The sequence below is a fragment of the Paenibacillus sp. J53TS2 genome (assembly GCF_018403305.1).
GTDB lineage: Bacteria > Bacillota > Bacilli > Paenibacillales > Paenibacillaceae > Fontibacillus > Fontibacillus rhizolycopersici.
This window is the reverse complement of the sequence record NZ_BOSK01000016.1, coordinates 19,777-41,630: the sequence shown is the minus strand read 5'-3', so window position 1 is coordinate 41,630 and position 21,854 is coordinate 19,777. Positions and strand designations below refer to the sequence as shown.

Here is a 21,854-nt window from a genome sequence, read left to right as displayed (position 1 = left end):
GCAGTACTTCCTAGAGCAGCGGACTTTCGTGCTTCAGTTTCAGCCGATCCCAGCGCCGATTGACTTCCTCCTCGAACGCTTCCAGCAGTTCCTCTTCCTTCAGCATGTGCTTCGTCTTGCCCATCAGCTTCAGCCATTCCTGCGGCGAAATCCGATTGTTCTTCGCTTCCGGATTGTAGGTGATATTCGTGACGCCATGCTCAATTTCATAGAGCGGGAAAAAGCAGGAATCTACCGCCGTCTTGAGGATTTTCGTGCCGAGTTGATCCTCAGACCGCCAGTTCAACGGACAAGTGCTAAGCACCTTCCCGTACACTAAGCCTTCATGTTGCGCATACCACTGTGCCTTGGCTGCCTTCGTGATCAAGTCCTGCGGGAAGGCTTCCGCCCCGGTGAACACGTAAGGAATGTTCGTCGCTGCCATGATCTGCGGCGTATCCTTGTGGTGGAACGCTTTCCCTTTCTGCGTCTTGCCTACGCCGGACGTGCTGGTCTGATGGCCCAGCGGCGTGGAGTAGGAAAGCTGGGAGCCGGTATTCATATACCCTTCATTGTCGTATTCCAAAATGATCATCTTATGGTTCCGCAGCGCCGAACCGATCGCCGGCCCCATCCCGATATCCATCCCGCCGTCGCCGGTCACCATGATGAAGGTGACGTTGTCCGAGACGTCGATCTCGCCGCGCCGCTTCCGCTCCCAGAACGCCTCGACGACTCCAGCTACGGTCGCGGCTCCGTTCTGGAATAGGTTGTGGATGAACGTTTGCTTATGCGAGGTGTAAGGGTACCCGGCCGTAACGACGTACGAGCATCCGGTTTGGAATAACGTGACGACATCCCCTTCAATGCCTTTGTAAAATAGCTCCAGCGAAGAAATCGCGCTGCAGCCCGGACAAGCACCGTGGCCTGGAGCCAGACGCTTCGGCTTCGCCGTCAGGCTGCGAAGCGGCGGCAGCTTCACCTTCAGCTTGCCGGTCGCCTCATCCGGCGTCACCTGAATCAACCCGCTGTTAAAGGCATCCCCGTGCTGCGGGGTCAACAGCGGTCTAAGCTCGTGGATCGGATCGCCGGGCACCTGTCCGAAGTAATCGAAAGGCACTGCAGCCTTGCCTTGGTTCATCGCCTCGATAGCCAAATCAAAGAACGCTTCGGCTTCGTCTGGATAGAAGTCTTTGCCCCCCAGCCCAAACACGCGGGATAAGACGATCGTTGGGTTCGCCGGATCCAGCTTCAGCGCGGAGCGGATCTCATGCGTCATATTGCCGCCTTTGCCACCGTAGGAATCGGCGCGTTCTCCTACTAACAGCGCTTTTACACCGCGCAATGCATTCCGGATTTCCTCCGCCGGGAAGGGTCGGATGACGTTCGGCCGGATGATCCCCGCCTTAACTCCCTGCGCCCGCAGCTTATCAACGATCGTTTTGGCCGTTTCCGCCGCGGAATTCAACAGGAACAAGGCGACCTCCGCATCCTCCATCCGATACAAATCGAGCACGGTGTATTCGCGCCCCGAAAGGGCCTTATATTCAGCGGCGATTTGTTGATACACTTCGCCGGCTCGCTCATGTGCTAGGTGCAACTGGTAGTGATTATTCAGCAGGTCATCGCCATTCATATGCGCGCCGACCGTTATCGGCTGCGACGGGTCAGCCACGGTATCGAAGCCGGTCGGCGGCGTTTCGCCCACAAAGGCCCGGACCGCTTTAGCATCTTTGAAATAACTCAGTCTCCGTTTCTGATGGGACGTAAAGAACCCGTCATAGGCAACGATCACGGGCAGCCGCACCTCCGGATGCTCTGACCATTTCAGCGCCATAATGTTCATGTCGTACGCGGCTTGCGGCGTACTCGCCGTCAGAATCAGCCAACCGGTATTCAGCGCGTAATACAAATCGGAGTGGTCGCCGCGAATATCGAGCGGACCGCTGATCGCGCGCGTGACCAAGTTCAACACCATCGGGAACCGTGTCCCGGACTGCACCGGCAGCTGTTCGATCATGTACATGAACCCGTTGGCACTGGTAGCATTGACAACCCGGGCTCCGCTGAGCGCCGCCCCGTAACAGATCCCCGCCGACCCATGCTCCCCGTCCGCCGCAATCAGTTTGATGTCATGCAAGCCTTGCGCCTTCTTCTGATCCAGAATCTGCGCGATCTCCGTGGAAGGCGTAATCGGAAAATACCCCATCACATGGTAATTGATCTGAGCCGCCGCCATCGCCGCCGCCTCATTGCCCGATTCGAAGGCTGTCGTTTGTTCTGCCAGCATTATTTTTGTGACTTTCTCTTCGGTTATAGACATCGATAAAGTCCTCCTTTAGGCTCTTCTGCGAGTTCTTTTAATAAAGGTTTCAACTACCTCTATTGGAATACATGCGGCACGCGGTGGTCTTCGGCATACCCGGCTTCCTCACGGCGCACGCTAAGCGAACCCGTCGGACAGATCTCCACGCATTTCAAACAGCCTTTGCAGTACTGATAATCAATCCCGCGCAAAAACATCTGCGGCCGCCCCTTCTTGTCCTCCCCGGATTCCCATACGAAGCACAGATCCGGGCAAACCGTGTCACAGTTGGCGCAATGAATGCAGCTCTCCAGGTTCAGTTCCGGCAGAAAGCCCTGTCTAGAACCGCTCAAATCCTTCAATAGGCTGTTACCCTGCGCGCGAATCACGCCGCCAGGCGCTTGCGTCTCGTAGCCGAGCAACGGCTGCGGCCGCTCGAAGCGCATTCCCGTCGCCCCTTCGGGCGGCGCGATCGTCTGGAAACGCACCTCTTGATAGCCCCGGTCGAACGTACGCAGATTGGGCTCCACCAGGTGCGGATATTTTTTCTGGAACGTATGTCGGATCACTTCGCGCATGGAATCCGGGTCGAGAAAATCGCAAATCCGGAACAACGCCCCCAGCATCGAGGTGTTCACCTTCGTATGCTCGTCAATAGCGATGCCCATTGCGTCGACAACAGCCAACGTCCCATAAGGGAACTTCAGGTCACGCCGAATCTCCTCGAAATCACGGGTCGAGTTTACCAACACAATCCCGTCCGGTTTCAGGCCGCTTAAGACATTCACTGTCTTATGCAACGCTTCGTGGAAGACACCGATTACGTCCGGCTCCTCAATCGGGCTGTGATCGTGAATCTCTACATCCGGTTCACATAAACGGACGAAGCTCTTCACGGGAGAACCTTTCTTCTCCGAACCATAAGACGAGAAGTTTGCCCCGTTTAAGCCGAGTCCCAGTACCCCGGATTCCGCCAGCATCTTCCCAGCCAGGTTAGCTCCGAGCCCACCGATGGATTCCAGCCGAATTTCAAAAAATCCAAGCTCGTTCGTTTTGGTCAATATGCTCATTCGCCATGTCTCCTCTACGTTTAGTTGTGAAATATTTCACGAATAATAGCGAAAGAAATCTCTTGTTCGGTCAATCCGCCCACAAATGCGCATATTATGCATGGCGGCGCGTACCTGCCGCCTTCAGGCTGTCCCCCCTTCCCATATCTACGGAGAATCCCGCGGCTCCAATCCGGAGCTCAAGGCAGTGCCTGCATTGCGCAGATTCGTCTCCCGTACAGATTTTGTTGTTGTACAGGGCATATTTCTGGCGAACGAAGACAGGGGACAGGTTAGGCATGACCACATTAGCCCCAACCTTCAGCGCCAATTCTCTGCCTTCGGGGTTTAACGTGCCGAGTGCGGTCGTTGCGGGAATTAAAGCATTGGGAATGAATAGGCGAGTTAGGGCCACCATGATCAGCGTATCCTCCAAAGATCCAGCTTTCGCCTCACCAAGCGGGGTCCGATCATGAGGAATAAACGGCCCGATGCCGATCATATCCGGATTTAACGTCTTCAGATAATTCATGTCCTCCGCTAAATCCTCCGCGGTTTGGCCGGGCAGCCCGACCATGAACCCTGCACCCACCTGATAACCGATCGACTGTAGCGTCTCTAGGCACTTGCGCCGGTGATCAAAAGACATGGATGGATGCAGAAATTGATATAGCCTTCGGGAAGCGGTTTCGTGACGCATCAAAAAGCGATCCGCCCCCGCTTCATACAGCAAACGGTAGGTTTCCTCCTCCCGTTCGCCAATCGACAAGGTGATAGCCGCATCCGGAAACTCCGATTTGATCTCCCGGATTAAGGCAGCCAGCAGATCGGCCGTATACCAGGGGTCCTCGCCGCTTTGGAGCACAAATGTGCGGAAACCCAGCCCATACCCTTCCCGGCAGCATTCGAGTATTTCCTCGGGACTGAGCCGGTAACGCTCAGCGTCGCGATTGCCGGCCCGCAACCCGCAATACAAGCAGTTCTGCCGGCAGTAGCTCGAAAATTCGATCAAGCCGCGCATGTACACCTTGTTCCCGTAAGCCTCTTCCCGTCTCAGACGAGCAAATCGGAAGAGCTCCCCGCGGGTTTCGACATCCATATGCCCCAGCAAATAGACGAGCTCATCCTTGGAGAGCTCTCTCCGGGCATAGAGCTTGTGCACAAGCTGTTTCATCAGTCGATCATCCCTTTTGGATAAACTGGATTATGGACCTTTGTATACCCTATGGCTGTCATGAAAAATGATGAATGAAGTAATTGTGAATATTTTCACTTTGTAAGCGTTTTAATTAATGTTCGCGAATAAGATCACCCCGGTTTCAGGATAAAGCTGCAGTCTGAGCGAAGAAATGGGCATGTCGTTGGGTTCGTTTGTTGCTTCATACTTTGTTCCGTACAATGAATAGGATCGTTAGTTCGACTGTTGTTTGATCGATGGGTGTGATTTCGGTTCGTAGATGCGTGCTACGGTTGCAGCGTCGTTGAATTTCGACATGAGGTTGATCAGAGGTGTTTTCTAAGAAGCAGGTGTGCTTAATCGAAAACGTTAGTAAATGTGTATTTAATATATTACCACGATTTCACAGTTTAGCTAGGATATTTTTTACAACCTAGTCGGAGATAAAAAAAGCATGTCCCGAGTTAACGGAACATGCTCTGAGCTTCGCTATTTCAGGACCAGTCCAGACCGGTATCCTTCGCGATCGGCTCTTCCTTGATTAAGGTATACATGGTCGCAGCTTCATCCTTACGAGTCGTTTCGACAAGTCGTTCAACGCGCACGGTCACCAGCTTCTGGCCGAATTGAACCGTGATTTCGTCGCCAACTTTAACGGTACTGCTCGGCTTGGATTCGCGCCCATTAATGAGGACTCTGCCTTGTTCGGAGACGTCCTTGGCCACCGTGCGCCGCTTAATTAACCGCGATACCTTCAGGAATTTATCAAGACGCATTATTTTACAGCTTCTTTAAGTTTGTTACCCGCTTTGAATGCTGGAACATTGGAAGCCGGGATTTCGATCGTTTTGCCGGTTTGCGGGTTGCGGCCCGTACGACCGGAGCGTTTACGAGTTTCGAACGTACCGAAGCCGATCAATTGTACTTTGTCGCCGCCAGCAAGGGCATCGGTAATTTCACCGAGGAAACCGTTCAATACGGATTCAACGTCTTTTTTTGTCAAACCGCTTTTGCTGGAAATGTTGTTGATCAGATCTGTCTTGTTCATTAATAATGCCTCCCAATAATAAAAGAAATAGGTGATACCTTGGCACTACAGGCACTAGGCCTGTCCAGGGCCAGATGGTTATCTTTGTATGAGTATTCTTGCTTGATTTTAAAAATCCTGCACTGCTTGGAACTTTTTTTTTGTTTTTTTCGCAAAAAAACCGAAATTTAGGCCTTTTCTCCCATCATTCCCGTTCTTTCGACTTAGCCTCAACCCATAAAACGTCCATTTCTGCTAACGTGCTGTCGCCGGGGGGTTTCCCCAGTTCGCGAAGCCGTTCCTCAACGTAATGGAAGCGCGATGTGAATTTGCGAATTGTTCGAGTTAGGGCTTGCTCCGGGTCGGCCCCGATGTAACGGGCGGCATTCACGACCGAAAACAACACGTCACCCAGCTCCAGCTCTTGCGACTCAGGATCTTGCTGTTGCGCGATGGCCTCTTTCAGCTCGTGGATTTCCTCCTCCAGCTTGGACCAGACGCCGTCGATGTCCTCCCAGTCGAAACCGGCCTTGGCCGCCTTTTTCTGGAGCTTGTACGCCTTCATCAAAGCCGGCAAATCCCGCGGTACCCCGCTGATCGCCGATTGGCGTTCGGGTTCGATACCTTTGCGCTTCTTCTCCTCGACTTTCATCGCTTCCCAGTTGTTCAGCGCCGCCTCGGCGTCCTCCGCGCTCAAATTGCCGAACACGTGCGGATGACGGTATATCAGCTTCTCATTCAGCTCCTGGATAACGTCATACACCGTAAAAGCGCCGGTCTCCTCCTCCATCTGGGAGTGGAGCATGATTTGCAGCAGCAGATCGCCGAGCTCCTCACGCATATGGTCGGGATCGTCGTCGTCGATCGTCTCCAGCACTTCGTAGGTTTCTTCGATGAGGTTCTTGCGGATCGATTCATGCGTCTGCTCGCGGTCCCACGGACATCCCCCCGGGCTGCGCAGAATCGACACGATTTCATGAAGCCGCTGAAAGCTGCGGATGCGCAAGGATTCATCCTCGCTGGCAGGCACGTAAACGAGTGACAGATTACCGTAGCCGTCGATTCGGTCTAACTCAAATAGCGGCACCCGCTCAATTCGCTCCTGATCTGCGACGCCGAGGGCATGTCCCACGACCACCGGATAATCGTCGGGCAGCAGCTCCATCAGCCCCAGCTTCACTTCCGAAGCGGTCAACTGGTCATAAACTTGCCCGATCAACGTATGCCGTCTAGGATCAATCGCCGCCCCGCCCACCTCCGAGGCATCCAGCAGCAGAAAGCCCTCGATCGGATCAAAACCAAGGCGAACGAACGCCTCGTCCAAGAAGCTCTCTCCGCCAATAATGTCGAGTGGGATGCCCCTCTCTGGGCAGCGCTCCCGCAGCAGCTTGACCGTCGCTTCGGCGACCAGCGGATGTCCGGGGACGGCATATATCATCTTCTCCCCATCTCCGCCTGCTTCGGCCCGTGCTAAAAGCCGGGTGACAATCTCCTCGTATACAGAGGGAAAATCGTCCTTCGCTTCATAAACCTCATCGAACGAAGCAAAGCCGACGCCCGTTTGCTCCAGCCAATCCACGACCGGATGATCCTTCGTTCGGACGTAACGTTCTCCCGCCTCCTGCAGCCGCTTCAGGCTGCCCAAGGTCAGCCGGTCGGGATCCCCCGAGCCGAGGCCGACCACCGTAATGGTTGCGCTCATGGTGTTGCTCACTCCCTGTCCGTTCTACTTGCCGATCGATCCGCTCACTTGTAGGCTAGCGGACCCGAAAGACCTTTGAAAGCTACCTCTTACTATATCACTGCCTGGGTCGAAATAGAAATTGAGAAGCCAATCATCGGGCCGGGCCGAGCGTGGCGGCTGCCAAGCCATGCTACGGCAGCAGCCGCAGCTTCCGAAGCAGCGCCAGCAGCTTCGGGCCCACCCGCGGTAGGGCGCCCAGCTCTGCCGCGCTAAGCAGCCGCGTGCGCAGCACGGCTGCGGCGAACACGGCTGCGCCCAGCAGCACGCCGAGCAGGCTCACGGCCGCGGCTACCCCGCGGCCTGCAGGCAGCTCGGCGGCGGCGAGGCGCAGCGCCAGCACCGCGGCGGCCATCGCCAGGGCGGCCGCCGCCGGGCGCAGCAGCGCGTCCCGCAGGCGCGGACGCAGCTGGACCCGGCGCAGCAGCAGCGCGGTATTCAGCGCCGCTGCCGCGCCGTAAGCGGCGACGCCGGCGATCGCCGCGCCGGTGATGCCAAGCTGCGGCACGAGCACCGCGTTTAACGCGGTCTTGAGCAATGCCGCAGCGAGCAGGTGCAGCGCCGGGGCGCGCACGTGGCCGAGGCCCTGCAACAGGGCGCTCGTAACGGCGACCAGCGCGCCGGGCGCAGCCGTCCAGGCCACCCAAGCCAAGGTGGCCGACCCCGCCGCATCCTCGTACAGCATCACGTTGATCGGCGTAGCCAGCAGAGCCAAGCCCAGTGAGGCCGCCAGGCCGATCAACCAGAACCAGCGCAAGGCCACCTGTACCTGACGCCGAATCGCCCCGGCGTCCCCGTTCATCTGCAGCTCAGCCATCGCCGGGATAAACAACACCGACAGCGATGTCGCCAACATCGTGACCAGCTGAACCAACGGGATACCCCGGTTGTAGATGCCTACCTGGGCCATGATTCGCAATTCCTCCCCGTGGGCGGAGAGCAGCCGCGGCAACGTGAATGTATCCACCAGGCTAATCAGCGGAACCGCCAGCGAAGCGAGGCTGATCGGAAGCGCATATTTTAACAGCGTGGACACAAGCTTTCTTCGATGCCCTAATCGCGACGACATCCGACTCCCATCGACTAACAGCGCCCCGTCCCGTTTCGGCGATAGAGCGTCTTTGCGCAAGCCCATTACTGGGCGAGTAGAAGCCCTCCGCCAATACAGCAGCATGACCGCCAACCCGGCGGCCGCACCGGCCGAGGAGCCGATAAGCGCCCCGCCGGCCAGTTCCGGCTCTCCGGCTCCCCATCGGCTTAACCCCAACAGCAGCACGATCATGACCGTTACTCGGACGGCCTGCTCGATCACCTGGGAGGCCGCCGTCGGCGTCATATTCTGGTGGCCTTGAAAATACCCCCGCAGCGCCGCAGCCACCGGGACAAGCAGCAGCGCCGGCGCCGCCCCGCGAAAGGCCGGAACAAGCAGGCGACTGCCGATCAACTGCGCCAGGATCGGCGCCCCGAAATAGAGCAACAGCGCAAAAGCGAACCCCAAAACCGCCATCATGACCGCCGCAATCCGCAGTACCTCACCTTGCTCCCTTTCCAACCCCGGGGCTTGTCGTTCCGCGACGAACTTGGCAATCGCTGCCTGAAAGCCGGATGTCGTGAGCGTAATCAATAGTGTATAAAAAGGATATACCGTATTATAAATGCCAAATACGCCGTCTCCCCCGATATTTTGCAGCGGGATCTTCTGCAGCATCCCCAGCAACTTGGTGATCAAAGCTGCCCCGCTCAATATGGCCGCTCCCCTCAGCAGCTTCGAGGGCAGATTTTCCTTCGTTTCCATCATGGCAACCTACTTTGCTTCATCAATAAGCTAACAGGTTCCATTATAAGACGAAACGGGGGGTTGCCGCCATTTCTCCCCGGGCGAAACGCAAAAAACTTACACATCCCTCGTAAGCTTCGAACGGATCAAGTCCGCCCCAAACAGCGGGTGTGTGTAAGTTCCTCCATGCGCCATAATTGATATTTATGGTTCTATTGCTCCATCTGTTTCGCCAGAAAACCAGCTGCGGTCTCGGACATTTTCGATTCCAAATCGGACATTTTGACCGCATCATCCTTGTTGACCAGAACCACCGTCCCGATCGGGTCCCCGCCGGCAATAATCGGTGCGATCACGAACGAGGAGATGTTTTCCGGATGATCCTTAATCATCTCATAAGACCCCGATTCGGTCTCCATGATGATCTTCCGCCCGTCCATGCTGCCCTCCAGCAGCATGCTGATTTGCTTCTCCAGGTATTCCTTCTTGGAAGCTCCTGCAACGGCAATGATCGTGTCCCGATCCGAAATCAAGGTAATATGACCGGTGCTCTCATACAACGACTCCGCATACTCCTTCGCAAAATCGCCCAATTCGCCGATCGGCGAGTATTTCTTCAGAATCACTTCTCCATCCCGGTCCACAAAAATTTCGAGGGGATCTCCCTCCCGAATCCGCAAGGTGCGGCGAATTTCCTTAGGAATAACAACACGGCCCAGATCATCGATACGGCGTACAATACCAGTAGCTTTCATTTCACTTGATGCCCCGCTTTCATAGAAGTTTTAAACTACGGCTGAATTACTTTAAGCTTCACCTAATCGGACTTTATACGTAATCTGCAGCTTACACAGATGTATGCGCCATAAGCTTCGCCAAAACGAGCGGCCGAAGGTGGGGACAGGGATGGCTTGTTCTGTGATTATGACCATAGTATTCATCCCGGGCGAACACCTTATTCATCATAATGAACCATGATTTTAAACGAAGGTCCGTGTATAGGTAAAAAAGCCCGCACAAAAAAGCAACGCGATTTCCTCCGCGTTGCTTCCTTGTCTTGCTTATTTGCTCGTATTGCCGCCGTTGGTGCCAGCGTCGTTGGTAGCGCCATTGCCGCTCGTTCCGGCGTTGCCGGAACCCTCGGTACCGGCATTTTTACCGGCGTCGGTCCCTGCATTCGTTCCATTGCCCGCATTGGTTCCTGCATTCGTGCCGTTTTCACCGGTGCTGGTTTCCACTTTAGGCAATTCGATCTTCTTGATGATCTTCTTCTCCAGATCGCCCGACATGAACTCGTCCAATTTATTCGAAGCGAGTGTCGTTTGGATCATGTCCTTCTGTTCTTGGGTCAAATCCTCGTATTTCTTCTCGGTCCGAGCTTCCACGCGAATAATGTGGTAACCGTATTCGGTCTCCACCGGTTCGCCGATTTGGTTAAGTGGTTGAGTCAAGGCCGCTTGCTTAAAGGCTTCAACCCAATTGCTGACCTCCACATTTTCGTACAAACCGCCGTTGTCCTTGGAGCCTGGGTCTTCGGAATACTGTTTGGCCAAGGCTGCGAAGTCCTCACCCTTGTCCAGTTTCGATTTGACTTCCTTCGCCAGCTTCAGCGTATCCTCGGAAGTGCGCTCTTTGCCGTCCGGATCGGTGAAGTTGATCAGGATATGACGAACCGATGCCGTCGTATAATCCTGTTTCGTCGCTTCAAACTCCTTTTTCACGTCGTCTTCGGTGATCTTCTGCCGTTCGCCTTCCATCACGGTATAGATCCGTACCATGTAGTTCTTGAAATCGGCTTCGGTAATCTTCTGAGCGTCCAGCATTTGTTTGAAGTTGTCTTCGCCGTTCGATTTCTTCATCTGATCGAACTGCTCTTCAGCCTTTTTCTTGCCGGCTTCCTTGGTCTTGTCGTCGGCTTTGGTTTCGAGGTATTCATAGGCGATTTCCTGCTTGATCAAATACTGACGGAAATCCTCCATTTGCATGAATTGTTCCATTTGTGGCTGGAGCGCTAACACGATCCGCTGCTCGCGGTCAAATTCGTTCTCCGTGATTTCGCCGCCTTCGTACGTAGCGATAACCTTACTCGTATCTTTCCCTCCCGAGCTTGCTTCTTTCTTACCGCATCCTGCCATGACGGAGAGAGCCAATACCGCTACGAGAGCAATCAGCAGCATTCTCCATGAGCGCCTTTTACTTTGAAACATCCTGTAGTTCCCCTTTCGCTTTGAACGCATCCTTCAGGGCTCCGAGAAACTGCTCCAGCAAGCCCATCAACTCTTTGTCGTCCATTCCCTTGGTTTTTATCCGGATAAGCATCACGGATCCTTGACTAAATTGTACACGTCTTCCGAATAGATTGCCAACTTCCGCGAGCTTGTTCGGAACAACGACCTTTTCCCGTCCTTCGTAGAACTTGATCGTCACTTCTTCCCCCCGCAGCGTCATCGATTCGATGCCATATTGCTTACCATACAGTTTGACGCGGGCGACGGCTAGGAGATTTTGCACGGCCTCCGGCAGTTCGCCGAAGCGGTCCAGCAGCTCGTCCTCCAGCTCGGACACGTCCTCAAATGAGGAAGCGGAAGCGGTTTTCTTGTAAATTTCGATCTTCTGAATACTATCGTAAATGTAATCCGACGGCAAATACGCGTCGATACCCAGATCGATCGTCGTATTCCAGGTCGCTTCGGCTGGCACGGTCTCGCCAAGCATGGAGATTTTACGTTTCTGGATTTCCTCAGCCAACATCTGCGAATACAGATCGAAGCCGACGGAAGCAATGAAGCCGTGTTGCTCCGCACCAAGCAAATTCCCCGCGCCGCGGATGGCCAAGTCGCGCATGGCGATCTTAAAGCCGGAACCCAGCTCGGTGAATTCCTTGATCGATTGCAGCCGCTTTTCGGCTACCTCGGTCAGGGACTTGTCGCGCTGATACGTGAAATACGCGTAGGCGATCCGGTTGGACCGACCAACACGGCCGCGCAGCTGATACAGCTGGGACAAGCCCATTTTATCGGCATCGTGAACGATTAACGTGTTGACGTTTGGAATGTCCACGCCGGTCTCGATGATGCTGGTGCTGACCAAGACGTCGTATTCGCCGTCAAGGAAATCGAGAATGGTCTTCTCCAGCTCCTGCTCCGACATTTGGCCGTGCCCGATCCCAACCCGCGCATCAGGTACAAGCATGGAAATTTGCGAGGCCATTTCCTGAATGCCTTGAACGCGATTATACAGGTAGTAGATCTGTCCTCCCCGCGCCATTTCCCGTTCGATCGCTTCACGCACCAGCGACTGGCTGTGTTCGACGACATACGTCTGCACCGGGAAGCGATTTTCCGGCGGCGTTTCAATGACCGACAGGTCCCGTACGCCCAGCATCGACATATGCAAGGTCCGCGGAATTGGCGTCGCTGTTAACGTCAACACGTCGACGTTCGTTTTTAGCTTCTTCAGCTTCTCTTTATGCGTCACGCCGAACCGCTGCTCTTCGTCGACGATCAACAGGCCCAAATCCTTAAAGACCAGATCCTGCGACAGAATCCGGTGGGTCCCGATGACGACGTCCACTGTCCCTTGGCGAACGCCTTTGATCGTTTCGTTCTGCTCTTTGCGGCTGCGGAAACGGCTTAACGTCTGAATGTTAATCGGGTATCCGGCAAAACGCTCCCGGAATGTCTCGTAATGCTGCTGCGCCAAAATCGTTGTCGGCACCAGCACCGCAACCTGCTTGCCCTCAATTGCCGACTTGAAGGCCGCACGGATCGCGACTTCCGTTTTGCCATAACCTACGTCGCCGCAGAGCAGACGGTCCATCGGACGGCTCTGCTCCATATCCTTCTTGATCTCCTCGATCGCCCGCAGCTGATCCGGGGTTTCCTCGTACGGGAACATCCCCTCGAATTCCTGCTGCTCGGGAGTGTCCTTCTCGAAGGCATACCCCGGCGCGGCTTGCCGTTCGGCGTACAGCTTGATCAAATCGTCGGCAATGTCTTGTACCGAGGAACGGACCTTGTTTTTCACGCGGGTCCATTCGTTGCCGCCCAGCTTGTAAATCTTCGGCTCCTTATCCTCGGAACCGACGTATTTCTGAATCATGTCAATCTGTTCGATCGGCACCGACAGCTTATCCCCGCCGGCATATAGGATATGCATATAATCCTTGTGGATCCCGCCAACTTCCAGCGTTCCGATCCCCATGTATTTACCGATCCCGTGATTCTGGTGGACGACGTAATCGCCGACCTTCAGCTCGGTATAGCTCTTGATCCGTTCGGCATTGTCCATACTCTTGCCGACACGGCGCGCTTTACGTTGTTTCTGGGAGAACATCTCGCCTTCCGTAATGACGACAAGATGTGCGGACGGCAGTTCAAAACCGGACTGCAGGTTGCCCTGCAACAACGATGGCTCATCAATCCCGTAATCCTGCAGCACCCGCCGCATGCGATCCATGCGTTCCTCCGTGCTGGCCAGCATGATGACGTGGGCGCCGCTTTTTTTCCAACGCTCCATCTCCGCCTTCAGGACGTTCATTTGCCCATGAAAATCCTGCATCGCCCGCGTTACGAAGTTCACGATGTTCTGCGGTTGAGAATGCGGCACTTGGCGCAAGAACAACGACATAAACAACGTCTGGAACGGACGGTGGTAGATCAGATGATCCACGTCCACCGCCAGCGGCAGATCGGGAAGACTCTTCCCGTTCTGGAACAGGTGCAAATTCCACTCCGCTTCATCGCGTTCGAGTTGCTTGGCTGTCTCCAAGAGCCTCGCCGGTTCGTCGAGCAGAAGCAACGTATCCTTCGGCATGTAGTCGTATAGCGTTTTTCTCTCCGGATAAATCAAGGAAATATATTTATAGATTTCTGAAAAATAAACATGCTCGCGCAGCATTTCCATTTCTTTGAACAGCTCTTCGCGCAGCCGGTTTTTGGCCTGACGATCGGTCATCTTGTCCAGCTGAATCTCCAGCTTCTCGGACACGGCCTGCGCTGCCTGCTCCAGCCGTTCCTTAGAAGCGATCAGCTCCTTGCAAGGCGGGATGAACACTTCTTTGATCTGGTCCACGGACCGCTGATCGGCTGGATCAAAGGTCCGAATCGAATCGACTTCGTCGTCAAACAACTCCACCCGGTAAGCCGTGGAAGCGGTCAGCGGATAAAAGTCGATGATTCCTCCGCGCAGGCTCATCTCGCCGCGGGATTCCACCCGCTCGACCCGCTCGTAACCCAGCTCGACCATTTGGGTGAGGAAATGCTCCAGCTCTAGCGTGCCCCCAAGCTTCACCGTCAGTCCCGCTCCGGCCATAGCCTCCGGCGTTGGGATAAAGCGGCGAATGCCGGAATAAGGCACCACCACGACGCCCCGGAATCCCCGAGAACATTGCAGCAGCACCTCGATCCGTTGTGCCAGCGTTTCCGGACTGGATACGGCCGATTCGGCGGCAACCAATTCATTCGCCGGATACAACAGCACCTGATCCGGTGATAGCGCTTCCTGTAAATCTTCATATATTTTCTGTGCGGCAAACATATTGTGGGTCACGACGAGCAGCGGCCGGTCCGTATCTTGATGCAACGCGGCCAGCATCACTTGTCTGGACGAACCCGACAAGCCGGAGATGAGCTGCTCCTTCATGCCCGAGTTCACGCCCGCTACCGTCGATGCAAAATCGGTATCGCGTGAAAAAGCTTGAATAAGTGCTTGTAGCAAATGAGGCACCTCTCTTACTGCTGATGGATAGAAAATGGATGTCTAGACGAAAAGGGTAAGTCCTCCTTACCCGAACCAAAAAGGAGCCTCAGCAAACGTGCCAAGGCTCTATAACCGTGCATTCCGGTGAATTTGTCCATTGTTGCTGGAGGCTTGCGGGCTATTGCAAAGGATTCGCAAGCAACATCAGCTCTGGGTTATGGTCGAGCGCTTCCCTGCAATAATCGCAGGTCACCCGGACCGTCATTTCGCCGTTTGAATCATACGCTATTATATCTCTCCGCTCATCGGGGGTCAAGGAATGAAAGCCTAACTGGGCTTCCGTCACTTGAGGCGATTCAATTCTACCAATCACCGTTCGGCAGTGCTTGCAAACGTAGTTTATAGCCATCTTTATGCCTCCTGAAGATTCTTTATGTCTCCAGTATGCCCCGGGCGTTTGGCTTTTAGCCTATCGGCCTTGCTATAAACCTTAACCGTTAAACTTAGCCATCGTTTGTTCAAACGTATGATCCATGCTGTATTCCAATGCATCGCATGCCGCTTGAATGGACTGATCGAGCAGCGGCTTATCTTTCTTGGCGAAACCCGACAGTACATAATCAACCACCGCAAAACCTGGCTCCGGCCGGGAAATCCCCATCCGAATTCGGTTAAACGTCTGTGTCCCGGTATGTTGAATGATCGACTTGATGCCGTTATGTCCGCCAGCGCTACCTTGATATCTCAACCGGTTTCGCCCCAGATCGGTATCCAAGTCGTCGTACACCACGATCATGTCATCAATCGACGCCTTATAGTAATCCATATAAGCGCGCACCGCTTCGCCGGATAGATTCATGTAGGTCATCGGCTTGATCAGCACAACTTTGCCGCCCGGCAGCATCCCCTCCCCGATCAAAGCCTTGCATTTGCTCTGCTTGATCTCGATGCCATGCCGACGCGCCAATTCATCCACGGCCATAAAGCCGATATTATGCCGGGTTTTCTCATATTGGGCTCCCGGATTGCCGAGCCCTACGATCCACTTCATGGGACATGTACCTCCAAGTTATGTTTGTTACTGTGGCGTTCCTCCGCTCTGATGTAGCTCAAAACCGCCGCTGGTGCTTGATTCTTCGTTAAACTAACTAACCTCTCAATCGGATTAACTGGAAAATGTACCGTTAATTTCGACGTGGATCCGCTGTTCGAGCAACTAACGGTAAAACCTACCGTTAAATCGCCCAACACTCCCGATTCCGCCTAAATTAACAGTAGAAATTCCAGTTAATTTGTATTCCCCGACGGGGAGTGTCATCGATCCCGTCGTCCCCTACCGCCTTACCCTACTGCCATGGCAGGTATTTGCGGAAAGCATCCAGAAAGGGGCAGCCGCCGCTCAGGTGTTGGTTATACGGTGAAAATTTGCGGAGCGGGCCGTTTGAATCCGAAGAAGCGGAGCGTTCGCCTTTGTGAGCGGATTTCTACAACTTCTGAATTTAGTCCAATTCAAGAAATCCGCGAACAACAGCGATCGTAGGATCAAACGAGCACGCACAGCACCTTTTTCACCAATTAACAACGCCAATACACCGATAGGGGTTACGTTCCCCGTTTGGGAGGACGCAACCCCTGCTGTGGCAGTGACCCTTATTATTCGATTTCGAACAGCTTGCTGATCGACAGCTCCTCGTGCACGCGGATGATCGCTTCGCCCATCAGCGGAGCGACAGACAGCACCTTAAGCTTGCTCGTCGGATTCGGATGCGTGATCGGAATCGTATCCGTGACGATAACTTCCTTCAGCGGAGAGTTTTCCAACCGTTCCATCGCCGGTCCGGACAACACGGGGTGTGTACAGCAGGCATACACCTCTTGAACCCCGCCTTCCTTCAGCGCGTTAGCGCCAAGAACGATCGTACCAGCGGTATCGATGATGTCATCCACGAGGATCGCGGTTTTTCCTTCGATATTCCCGATGATATTCATGACCTCACTGACGTTTGGCTCTGGACGGCGCTTGTCGATGATCGCCAGCGGCGCATTCAGGAAATCGGCCAGTTTACGGGCACGAACCACCCCGCCATGGTCAGGCGAGACGACAACCGGATTCGGAATATGCTTGGAACGGAAATACTGGGCCAAAATCGGTACGCCCAGCATGTGATCGACAGGGATATCGAAGAAGCCTTGGATCTGCATGGCGTGAAGGTCCATCGTAATGACCCGGTGCGCGCCGGCTTTCTCGATCAGGTTGGCAACCAACTTCGCCGTGATCGGATCGCGCGAACGGGCCTTCCGGTCCTGACGGGCGTAACCGTAATACGGGATAACCACATTGATGCTCTTGGCCGAAGCTCTTTTCAAAGCATCCACCATCACGAGGAGTTCCATCAAGTTATCGTTGACGGGCGCGCAGGTCGATTGCACCACATAGACGTGGCAGCCCCGAACGCTTTCGGACAGCTTGACCTGTATTTCGCCGTCGCTAAAGCTCGTCGTCTCCGAATCCCCCATCGGGATGCCGATGTAGTCGGCGATCTGATGAGCCAATTTAGGGTTGGAGTTACAGGTGAATATCTTTAATTTAGAATCACAATAAGTCATAAAATGTAAACCCTCCGTGCTGTGTAGATAGCGTTTGGGCGTAATGTGAATAACCCGCCTTCCCAGCTACCCCGTCTATTCAAATGGTCACTACATCCTTGATTAAGATTCCTGTTGTCTTTGCTTCTTGGCTTTGGCCCGAGCACGAATCTTCTCGGCATAACCGGTTTTGTTCTCCTGCCGGGGTCTAGCAATGGCCAGGTCGTTCTCCGGAACGGAATGCGTAATCGTAGATCCGGCAACGACATAAGCGCCTTTACCCACCTTGACCGGCGCGATCAAGTTCACGTTGCTGCCAACGAAGGCATCGTCCTCGATCTCCGTAATGGACTTATTATAACCATCATAGTTCACCGTAATCGCGCCGCAGCCGATATTCACGTTCTTACCGACTTTCGCATCACCGATGTAGCTGAGGTGCGACACTTTGGAGCCATCATCGAGCGTCGCATTTTTGATTTCCACGAAATCGCCGACTTTTACGTGCGCTCCGAGTTTCGCCCCCGGACGCAAATAAGCGAAAGGCCCTACCGTCGTTTCCCGACCGACCTCTGCCCGGCTGAGCACCGACTGTTTCACCTTCGCGCCGTCTTGTATCACACTATCTTCAATTTCTGCCGCCGGCCCAATCACACAATCTTCGCCAATCACGGTCTTCCCGGACAGAACCGTTCCCGGATAAACCACGGTATCCGCACCGATCGTTACGTCGGCTCCAATATAGGTGGACGCCGGATCGATCACCGTTACGCCATTCAACATATGGCCTCGCACGATGCGCTCACGCATGACCGCTTCTGCCTCCGCTAACGCCACCCGGTCATTGACGCCGATCGATTCCCGAACGTCCGTTACCGCGTATCCTTCCACCACTTCGTTCGCCTGTACCAAAATGCCGATGACATCGGTAAGATAGTACTCCTGCTGAGCGTTGTTGTTTGTGACTTTCTCCAGCGCGGCAAATAATTTTGCATTATCAAAACAATAAGTGCCTGTATTAATTTCCTGCACGGCGGCTTCTTCCGGCGAGCAATCCTTCTGCTCGACAATCCGTTCCACCGTTCCGTTCGCACCGCGGATCACCCGACCATATCCGTACGGCTGCTCCATCTTCGCCGTGAGCACGGTCGCCGCCGCTCCCTTACGATGATGAAGGTCGAATAGCGCTTCTAGCGTCTCTGCCGTAACCAATGGGGTATCGCCACAGATAACCAGCGTGACTCCTTCTTCTCCCGCCAATAATGACCCGGCTTGCTTGACGGCATGTCCGGTTCCCAGCTGCTGTTCCTGCAACACGTATTCCGCCGATGAACCTAAGTAGGATTTCACGGCTTCGGCTCCGTGGCCAACAACCACGATGCTGCGTTCACAACCTACCTCTTGAACCGCGTTCAACACATGCCCGACCATCGGTTTGCCGCAAACGGGGTGAAGCACTTTATAAAGCTTGGACTTCATCCGTTTCCCTTGACCCGCGGCAAGAACGATCGCTAATCTTTTCAAGTCCCCGGCCTCCTTCTCTTTTTTTAAAGAAGTAGTTCTCTCTCATTAAAACTCATTACTGAATATATCTCATTTAAGGCAAAAAGAAAAGGGAGCCATGTACGCATGGCTCCCTTTTCCTCGAACCCCAATTGGTCAAGAATTCAAATAAATGCGACTTACGCCCCTTCTTCGATCGCTTCCTCTTGGTCGGCGGCACGCTCGTATTCAGCTAGGACTGCAGCTTGAATCTTCTCGCGGGTGCCAGAGGAAATCGGATGCGCGATATCCCGGAACTCCCCGTCCGGCGTGCGCTTGCTAGGCATAGCTACAAACATCCCATTGTTCCCGTCGATGACGCGAATGTCATGAACAACAAATTCGTTATCGATGGTAATGGATGCGATTGCCTTCATTCTGCCTTCAGAGCTGACTCGGCGGAGTCTTACATCCGTAATTTGCATATGTGTTCACCACCTTTTTCCATCAGAGACTTGGTGTAATATTCCACATAGCAAACGGAAATCCTTTTTTTTTGATCAACAAAATGGCCGAAAATCACGATTTTTTTTGATAAAACGGGCTTTTCGACACGTTTCGTCGAGAATTCTTACAATTTGAGAAGATCTCGACATCGTTCTTATTGTCCAAATTTCGAAAAATAATTCCCTGGTTCTACCGAGATCTCCTTCTCCTTGGCATCGACCGCTCGAAGCGTCGCCAAGGAAACGTAATCATGCAATAGACGCTGCTCGCTGGCGACCTCGCCCGATTCCACCAGGACACCAACGCCGGCAACCTCAGCATTAAATTCGGCCAGCAGGTCTACCATCCCCTGGATCGTTCCTCCTGCCTTCATGAAGTCATCGACGATCAATACGCGGGAACGTTCCTTAAGCGCCCGACGGGACAACGTCATGGTGTGCAGACTCTTATGGGAGCCCGACACGTAATTGATACTAACGGCCGATCCTTCGGTGACCTGATGGTCGCGGCGGACCAGGACTACCGGCAGATTCAACTCTGCCCCGGTCGCATACGCAAGGGGGATCCCCTTCGTTTCCACGGTCATGATGCAGTCGATCTCCAAATCGCCGAACGCCGTAGCAAACAGCTTGCCTGCCTCGTTCATCAGTGCCGGTTGCCCCAAGAGATCGGACATATACAAGTACCCGCCCGGCAAAATACGGTCTGACTGCGCCAGTTTCTCACAAAGCTGCCGGATAAAAACCTTGGCTTGCTCCCAGCCGACCCGGGGAATATACTTCACGCCACCGGCCGCTCCGGCAAGCGTCAGCAAATCCCCCATGCCTTCGCCTTCAAACACTTCTTTGATGATGCCCAGATCCTCGCTGATCGACGACTTGGCCGCTCCGTACCGCTGCGCAAAGGTGGTCAATGGGATCAAATGATGGGGTCTAGACAACAGATAGTGGGTCATCTCGACCAAACGAGCGCTTCTCTTTAATTTCTTCACGAAGTACCCCTCGCTAAATCCGAATATTTTAATGAAACTATAACATTTTTGTACGGATTTGTCCAAGCCTTGGAAATCAGCGAATGAGTACAGCAAATCAAGGTCACTTAGCCGACCTCAAGTCAACAGCCTCACGGCATAGACTTCTTTGCAGAATCCCCGCAATCCGTTGTAAATGCGCGACACTTTCGATTCCTTTGAGACGAGGCCGAAAACCGTCGGTCCGCTGCCAGACATCAGTACCCCATCCGCGCCGAGACGTAACATCGCTTCTTTCAAGTGCGCGACTTCCGGGTGAAGCGTAAGCGTCACCTGCTCCAGCACGTTCCCCAGCTGCTGGCATACCTCGTTGAACGAGCGATTCTCCAGCGCCTCCTGCATCCGGGAAGCCGACGGATGATTCGCAATCTGCTCCGCATGAAGGCGCCCGTATACCTCCGCCGTTGAGACGTTAATGGGGGGCTTCGCCAGCACCACCCAGCATTGCGGTGGATTCGGAAGCGGCGACAATACTTCACCCCGCCCTGTCGCCAACGCCGTGCCCCCTGTCACGCAAAACGGCACATCCGAGCCAAGTTCCGATCCCAGCTCCTTTAGCTCTTCTTCGGGAATGCCTAGCTCCCACAGCCGGTTTAATCCGCGCAACGTCGCTGCCGCATCGCTGCTGCCTCCGGCAAGGCCAGCGGCAACCGGAATCTTCTTGTCGAGGTGAATGTATACCCCGCTCCGTACGTTGTATCTTTCCTTAATCAGCTTCGCCGCCTGGAACGCTAAATTCTTCTCGTCCAGCGGAATATATCCAGCCTGGCTCGAAATAATAATCGTATCCCGCGGGAGGGCGCTCATTTCCAGACGGTCGGCTAGATCCACCATGGTCATGATCATCTCAACCTCGTGGTAACCGTCCGGACGTTTATGCAACACATCGAGCATTAAATTAATTTTGGCCGGTGCTTTTTCGTAAATTTTCATGGCGCTCCCCCACCTCAGCAATTCCGTGGAATCCTCATCCATCCGGTCATCTGGCACATTCCTATATTGTAAAAAATGATTGCCTCCACGTCTATGTACGAAAGACAAATTTTTCTCCCTCTATCTTACTTCATCCGGCGAAAAAAACGAAGCTCCCCGGACGGGAAGCTTCGCTGCGGCAGAGGTTATTGCTGTTTCGCTGCGGCCTTCTCGGCGAGCTCAATCGCCCGCTTCACCATATTGCCCGCATCTTTGGCTTTGATGCCGCCCCAGCCTTCCTGCTGGACGGTATCATAAAATCCCAAATCCTTCGCCAACTCGACCTTCAAGTTCTCCGACATCACGCTGCGTCTTCTTCGCGACATGGTCAGTGCTCCTCCTTTGGGGTCATGGATATAGGAACGATGATTAGTATACGCAGGCTCTGGCTCAAGCATACGATGGAAAGTCTGTCCACGTAAGGCGAACAAATCACGAGGCAGCCAGTCCCCTCATGCAGGCAAGAAAAAAACGGCCTCACCCACCGGGCGATAACCGTTTGCTGCTTAATTCATTTGGTTC

Annotated in this window: 18 protein-coding genes; all 18 read right to left on the bottom strand. The window is 54.1% G+C overall.

The features are described 5' to 3' along the window. Positions 1 to 10: 10 nt before the first annotated feature. On the bottom strand, positions 11 to 2,302 hold the full coding sequence (locus KJS42_RS21880; protein ID WP_213624124.1) for a thiamine pyrophosphate-dependent enzyme: 2,292 nt from the start codon (positions 2,300 to 2,302) through the stop codon (positions 11 to 13). Positions 2,303 to 2,361: 59 nt separating this feature from the next. Continuing rightward, entirely contained in the window at positions 2,362 to 3,354 is a 993-nt protein-coding gene (locus KJS42_RS21875; RefSeq protein ID WP_155608077.1) for a 2-oxoacid:acceptor oxidoreductase family protein, read from the bottom strand. Positions 3,355 to 3,448: 94 nt separating this feature from the next. Next, complete coding sequence (hydE, locus tag KJS42_RS21870; protein WP_213624123.1) at positions 3,449 to 4,507, bottom strand: [FeFe] hydrogenase H-cluster radical SAM maturase HydE; 1,059 nt, start codon at positions 4,505 to 4,507, stop codon at positions 3,449 to 3,451. 497 nt (positions 4,508 to 5,004) lie between these two features. Beyond that, positions 5,005 to 5,286 (bottom strand): RNA-binding S4 domain-containing protein, encoded by a 282-nt coding sequence (locus KJS42_RS21865; RefSeq protein WP_059040394.1) that lies wholly within the window; start codon positions 5,284 to 5,286, stop codon positions 5,005 to 5,007. After that, on the bottom strand, positions 5,286 to 5,558 hold the full coding sequence (locus KJS42_RS21860) for an HU family DNA-binding protein (RefSeq protein WP_068784357.1): 273 nt from the start codon (positions 5,556 to 5,558) through the stop codon (positions 5,286 to 5,288). The genes KJS42_RS21865 and KJS42_RS21860 overlap by 1 nt, the downstream gene beginning before the upstream one ends. Before the next feature lie 184 nt (positions 5,559 to 5,742). Next, a complete protein-coding gene (gene yabN / locus KJS42_RS21855) occupies positions 5,743 to 7,239 on the bottom strand; it encodes a bifunctional methyltransferase/pyrophosphohydrolase YabN (protein WP_213624122.1) in 1,497 nt (498 codons plus the stop codon). 172 nt (positions 7,240 to 7,411) lie between these two features. Next, entirely contained in the window at positions 7,412 to 9,076 is a 1,665-nt protein-coding gene (locus KJS42_RS21850; RefSeq protein ID WP_213624121.1) for a putative polysaccharide biosynthesis protein, read from the bottom strand. Between the two features lie 191 nt (positions 9,077 to 9,267). Beyond that, complete coding sequence (gene spoVT, locus KJS42_RS21845) at positions 9,268 to 9,810, bottom strand: stage V sporulation protein T (protein ID WP_155608073.1); 543 nt, start codon at positions 9,808 to 9,810, stop codon at positions 9,268 to 9,270. A 306-nt stretch (positions 9,811 to 10,116) separates the two neighbouring features. Then, complete coding sequence (locus KJS42_RS21840; RefSeq protein WP_213624120.1) at positions 10,117 to 11,262, bottom strand: peptidylprolyl isomerase; 1,146 nt, start codon at positions 11,260 to 11,262, stop codon at positions 10,117 to 10,119. Then, complete coding sequence (mfd, locus tag KJS42_RS21835; RefSeq protein ID WP_193418848.1) at positions 11,249 to 14,773, bottom strand: transcription-repair coupling factor; 3,525 nt, start codon at positions 14,771 to 14,773, stop codon at positions 11,249 to 11,251. Before mfd ends, KJS42_RS21840 begins: the two co-directional genes overlap by 14 nt. Positions 14,774 to 14,933: 160 nt before the next feature. Next, positions 14,934 to 15,164: an anti-sigma-F factor Fin gene (gene fin, locus KJS42_RS21830; RefSeq protein ID WP_155608070.1), complete on the bottom strand. Its 231-nt coding sequence runs from the start codon at positions 15,162 to 15,164 to the stop codon at positions 14,934 to 14,936. 81 nt (positions 15,165 to 15,245) lie between these two features. Continuing rightward, positions 15,246 to 15,806, bottom strand: coding sequence for an aminoacyl-tRNA hydrolase (pth, locus tag KJS42_RS21825; RefSeq protein WP_155608069.1), 561 nt, complete (start codon positions 15,804 to 15,806; stop codon positions 15,246 to 15,248). Positions 15,807 to 16,408: 602 nt separating this feature from the next. Then, positions 16,409 to 17,362, bottom strand: coding sequence for a ribose-phosphate diphosphokinase (locus KJS42_RS21820; RefSeq protein WP_155608068.1), 954 nt, complete (start codon positions 17,360 to 17,362; stop codon positions 16,409 to 16,411). A gap of 102 nt (positions 17,363 to 17,464) precedes the next feature. Continuing rightward, a complete protein-coding gene (gene glmU / locus KJS42_RS21815; RefSeq protein WP_155608067.1) occupies positions 17,465 to 18,865 on the bottom strand; it encodes a bifunctional UDP-N-acetylglucosamine diphosphorylase/glucosamine-1-phosphate N-acetyltransferase GlmU in 1,401 nt (466 codons plus the stop codon). 158 nt (positions 18,866 to 19,023) lie between these two features. Further along, on the bottom strand, positions 19,024 to 19,308 hold the full coding sequence (gene spoVG, locus KJS42_RS21810) for a septation regulator SpoVG (protein ID WP_036618134.1): 285 nt from the start codon (positions 19,306 to 19,308) through the stop codon (positions 19,024 to 19,026). A 176-nt stretch (positions 19,309 to 19,484) separates the two neighbouring features. Then, positions 19,485 to 20,321: a pur operon repressor gene (gene purR, locus KJS42_RS21805; protein WP_193418845.1), complete on the bottom strand. Its 837-nt coding sequence runs from the start codon at positions 20,319 to 20,321 to the stop codon at positions 19,485 to 19,487. A 117-nt stretch (positions 20,322 to 20,438) separates the two neighbouring features. Next, positions 20,439 to 21,293 (bottom strand): 4-(cytidine 5'-diphospho)-2-C-methyl-D-erythritol kinase, encoded by an 855-nt coding sequence (ispE, locus tag KJS42_RS21800; RefSeq protein WP_213624119.1) that lies wholly within the window; start codon positions 21,291 to 21,293, stop codon positions 20,439 to 20,441. Positions 21,294 to 21,478: 185 nt separating this feature from the next. Beyond that, positions 21,479 to 21,658, bottom strand: coding sequence for a small, acid-soluble spore protein, alpha/beta type (locus KJS42_RS21795; RefSeq protein WP_016314706.1), 180 nt, complete (start codon positions 21,656 to 21,658; stop codon positions 21,479 to 21,481). Positions 21,659 to 21,854 lie beyond the last annotated feature (196 nt).

Bases quoted from the DNA above. Each gene is read 5' to 3' on its own strand.
- KJS42_RS21865 (WP_059040394.1), bottom strand. From the start codon at position 5,286: ATGCGTCTTGATAAATTCCTGAAGGTATCGCGGTTAATTAAGCGGCGC.
- hydE (WP_213624123.1), bottom strand. From the start codon at position 4,507: ATGAAACAGCTTGTGCACAAGCTCTATGCCCGGAGAGAGCTCTCCAAG.
- KJS42_RS21840 (WP_213624120.1), bottom strand. From the start codon at position 11,262: ATGTTTCAAAGTAAAAGGCGCTCATGGAGAATGCTGCTGATTGCTCTC.
- KJS42_RS21820 (WP_155608068.1), bottom strand. From the start codon at position 17,362: ATGACTTATTGTGATTCTAAATTAAAGATATTCACCTGTAACTCCAAC.
- KJS42_RS21875 (WP_155608077.1), bottom strand. From the start codon at position 3,354: ATGAGCATATTGACCAAAACGAACGAGCTTGGATTTTTTGAAATTCGG.
- spoVG (WP_036618134.1), bottom strand. From the start codon at position 19,308: ATGCAAATTACGGATGTAAGACTCCGCCGAGTCAGCTCTGAAGGCAGA.
- pth (WP_155608069.1), bottom strand. From the start codon at position 15,806: ATGAAGTGGATCGTAGGGCTCGGCAATCCGGGAGCCCAATATGAGAAA.
- ispE (WP_213624119.1), bottom strand. From the start codon at position 21,293: ATGAAAATTTACGAAAAAGCACCGGCCAAAATTAATTTAATGCTCGAT.
- KJS42_RS21860 (WP_068784357.1), bottom strand. From the start codon at position 5,558: ATGAACAAGACAGATCTGATCAACAACATTTCCAGCAAAAGCGGTTTG.
- KJS42_RS21850 (WP_213624121.1), bottom strand. From the start codon at position 9,076: ATGATGGAAACGAAGGAAAATCTGCCCTCGAAGCTGCTGAGGGGAGCG.
- yabN (WP_213624122.1), bottom strand. From the start codon at position 7,239: ATGAGCGCAACCATTACGGTGGTCGGCCTCGGCTCGGGGGATCCCGAC.
- KJS42_RS21880 (WP_213624124.1), bottom strand. From the start codon at position 2,302: ATGTCTATAACCGAAGAGAAAGTCACAAAAATAATGCTGGCAGAACAA.
- spoVT (WP_155608073.1), bottom strand. From the start codon at position 9,810: ATGAAAGCTACTGGTATTGTACGCCGTATCGATGATCTGGGCCGTGTT.
- fin (WP_155608070.1), bottom strand. From the start codon at position 15,164: ATGGCTATAAACTACGTTTGCAAGCACTGCCGAACGGTGATTGGTAGA.
- KJS42_RS21795 (WP_016314706.1), bottom strand. From the start codon at position 21,658: ATGTCGCGAAGAAGACGCAGCGTGATGTCGGAGAACTTGAAGGTCGAG.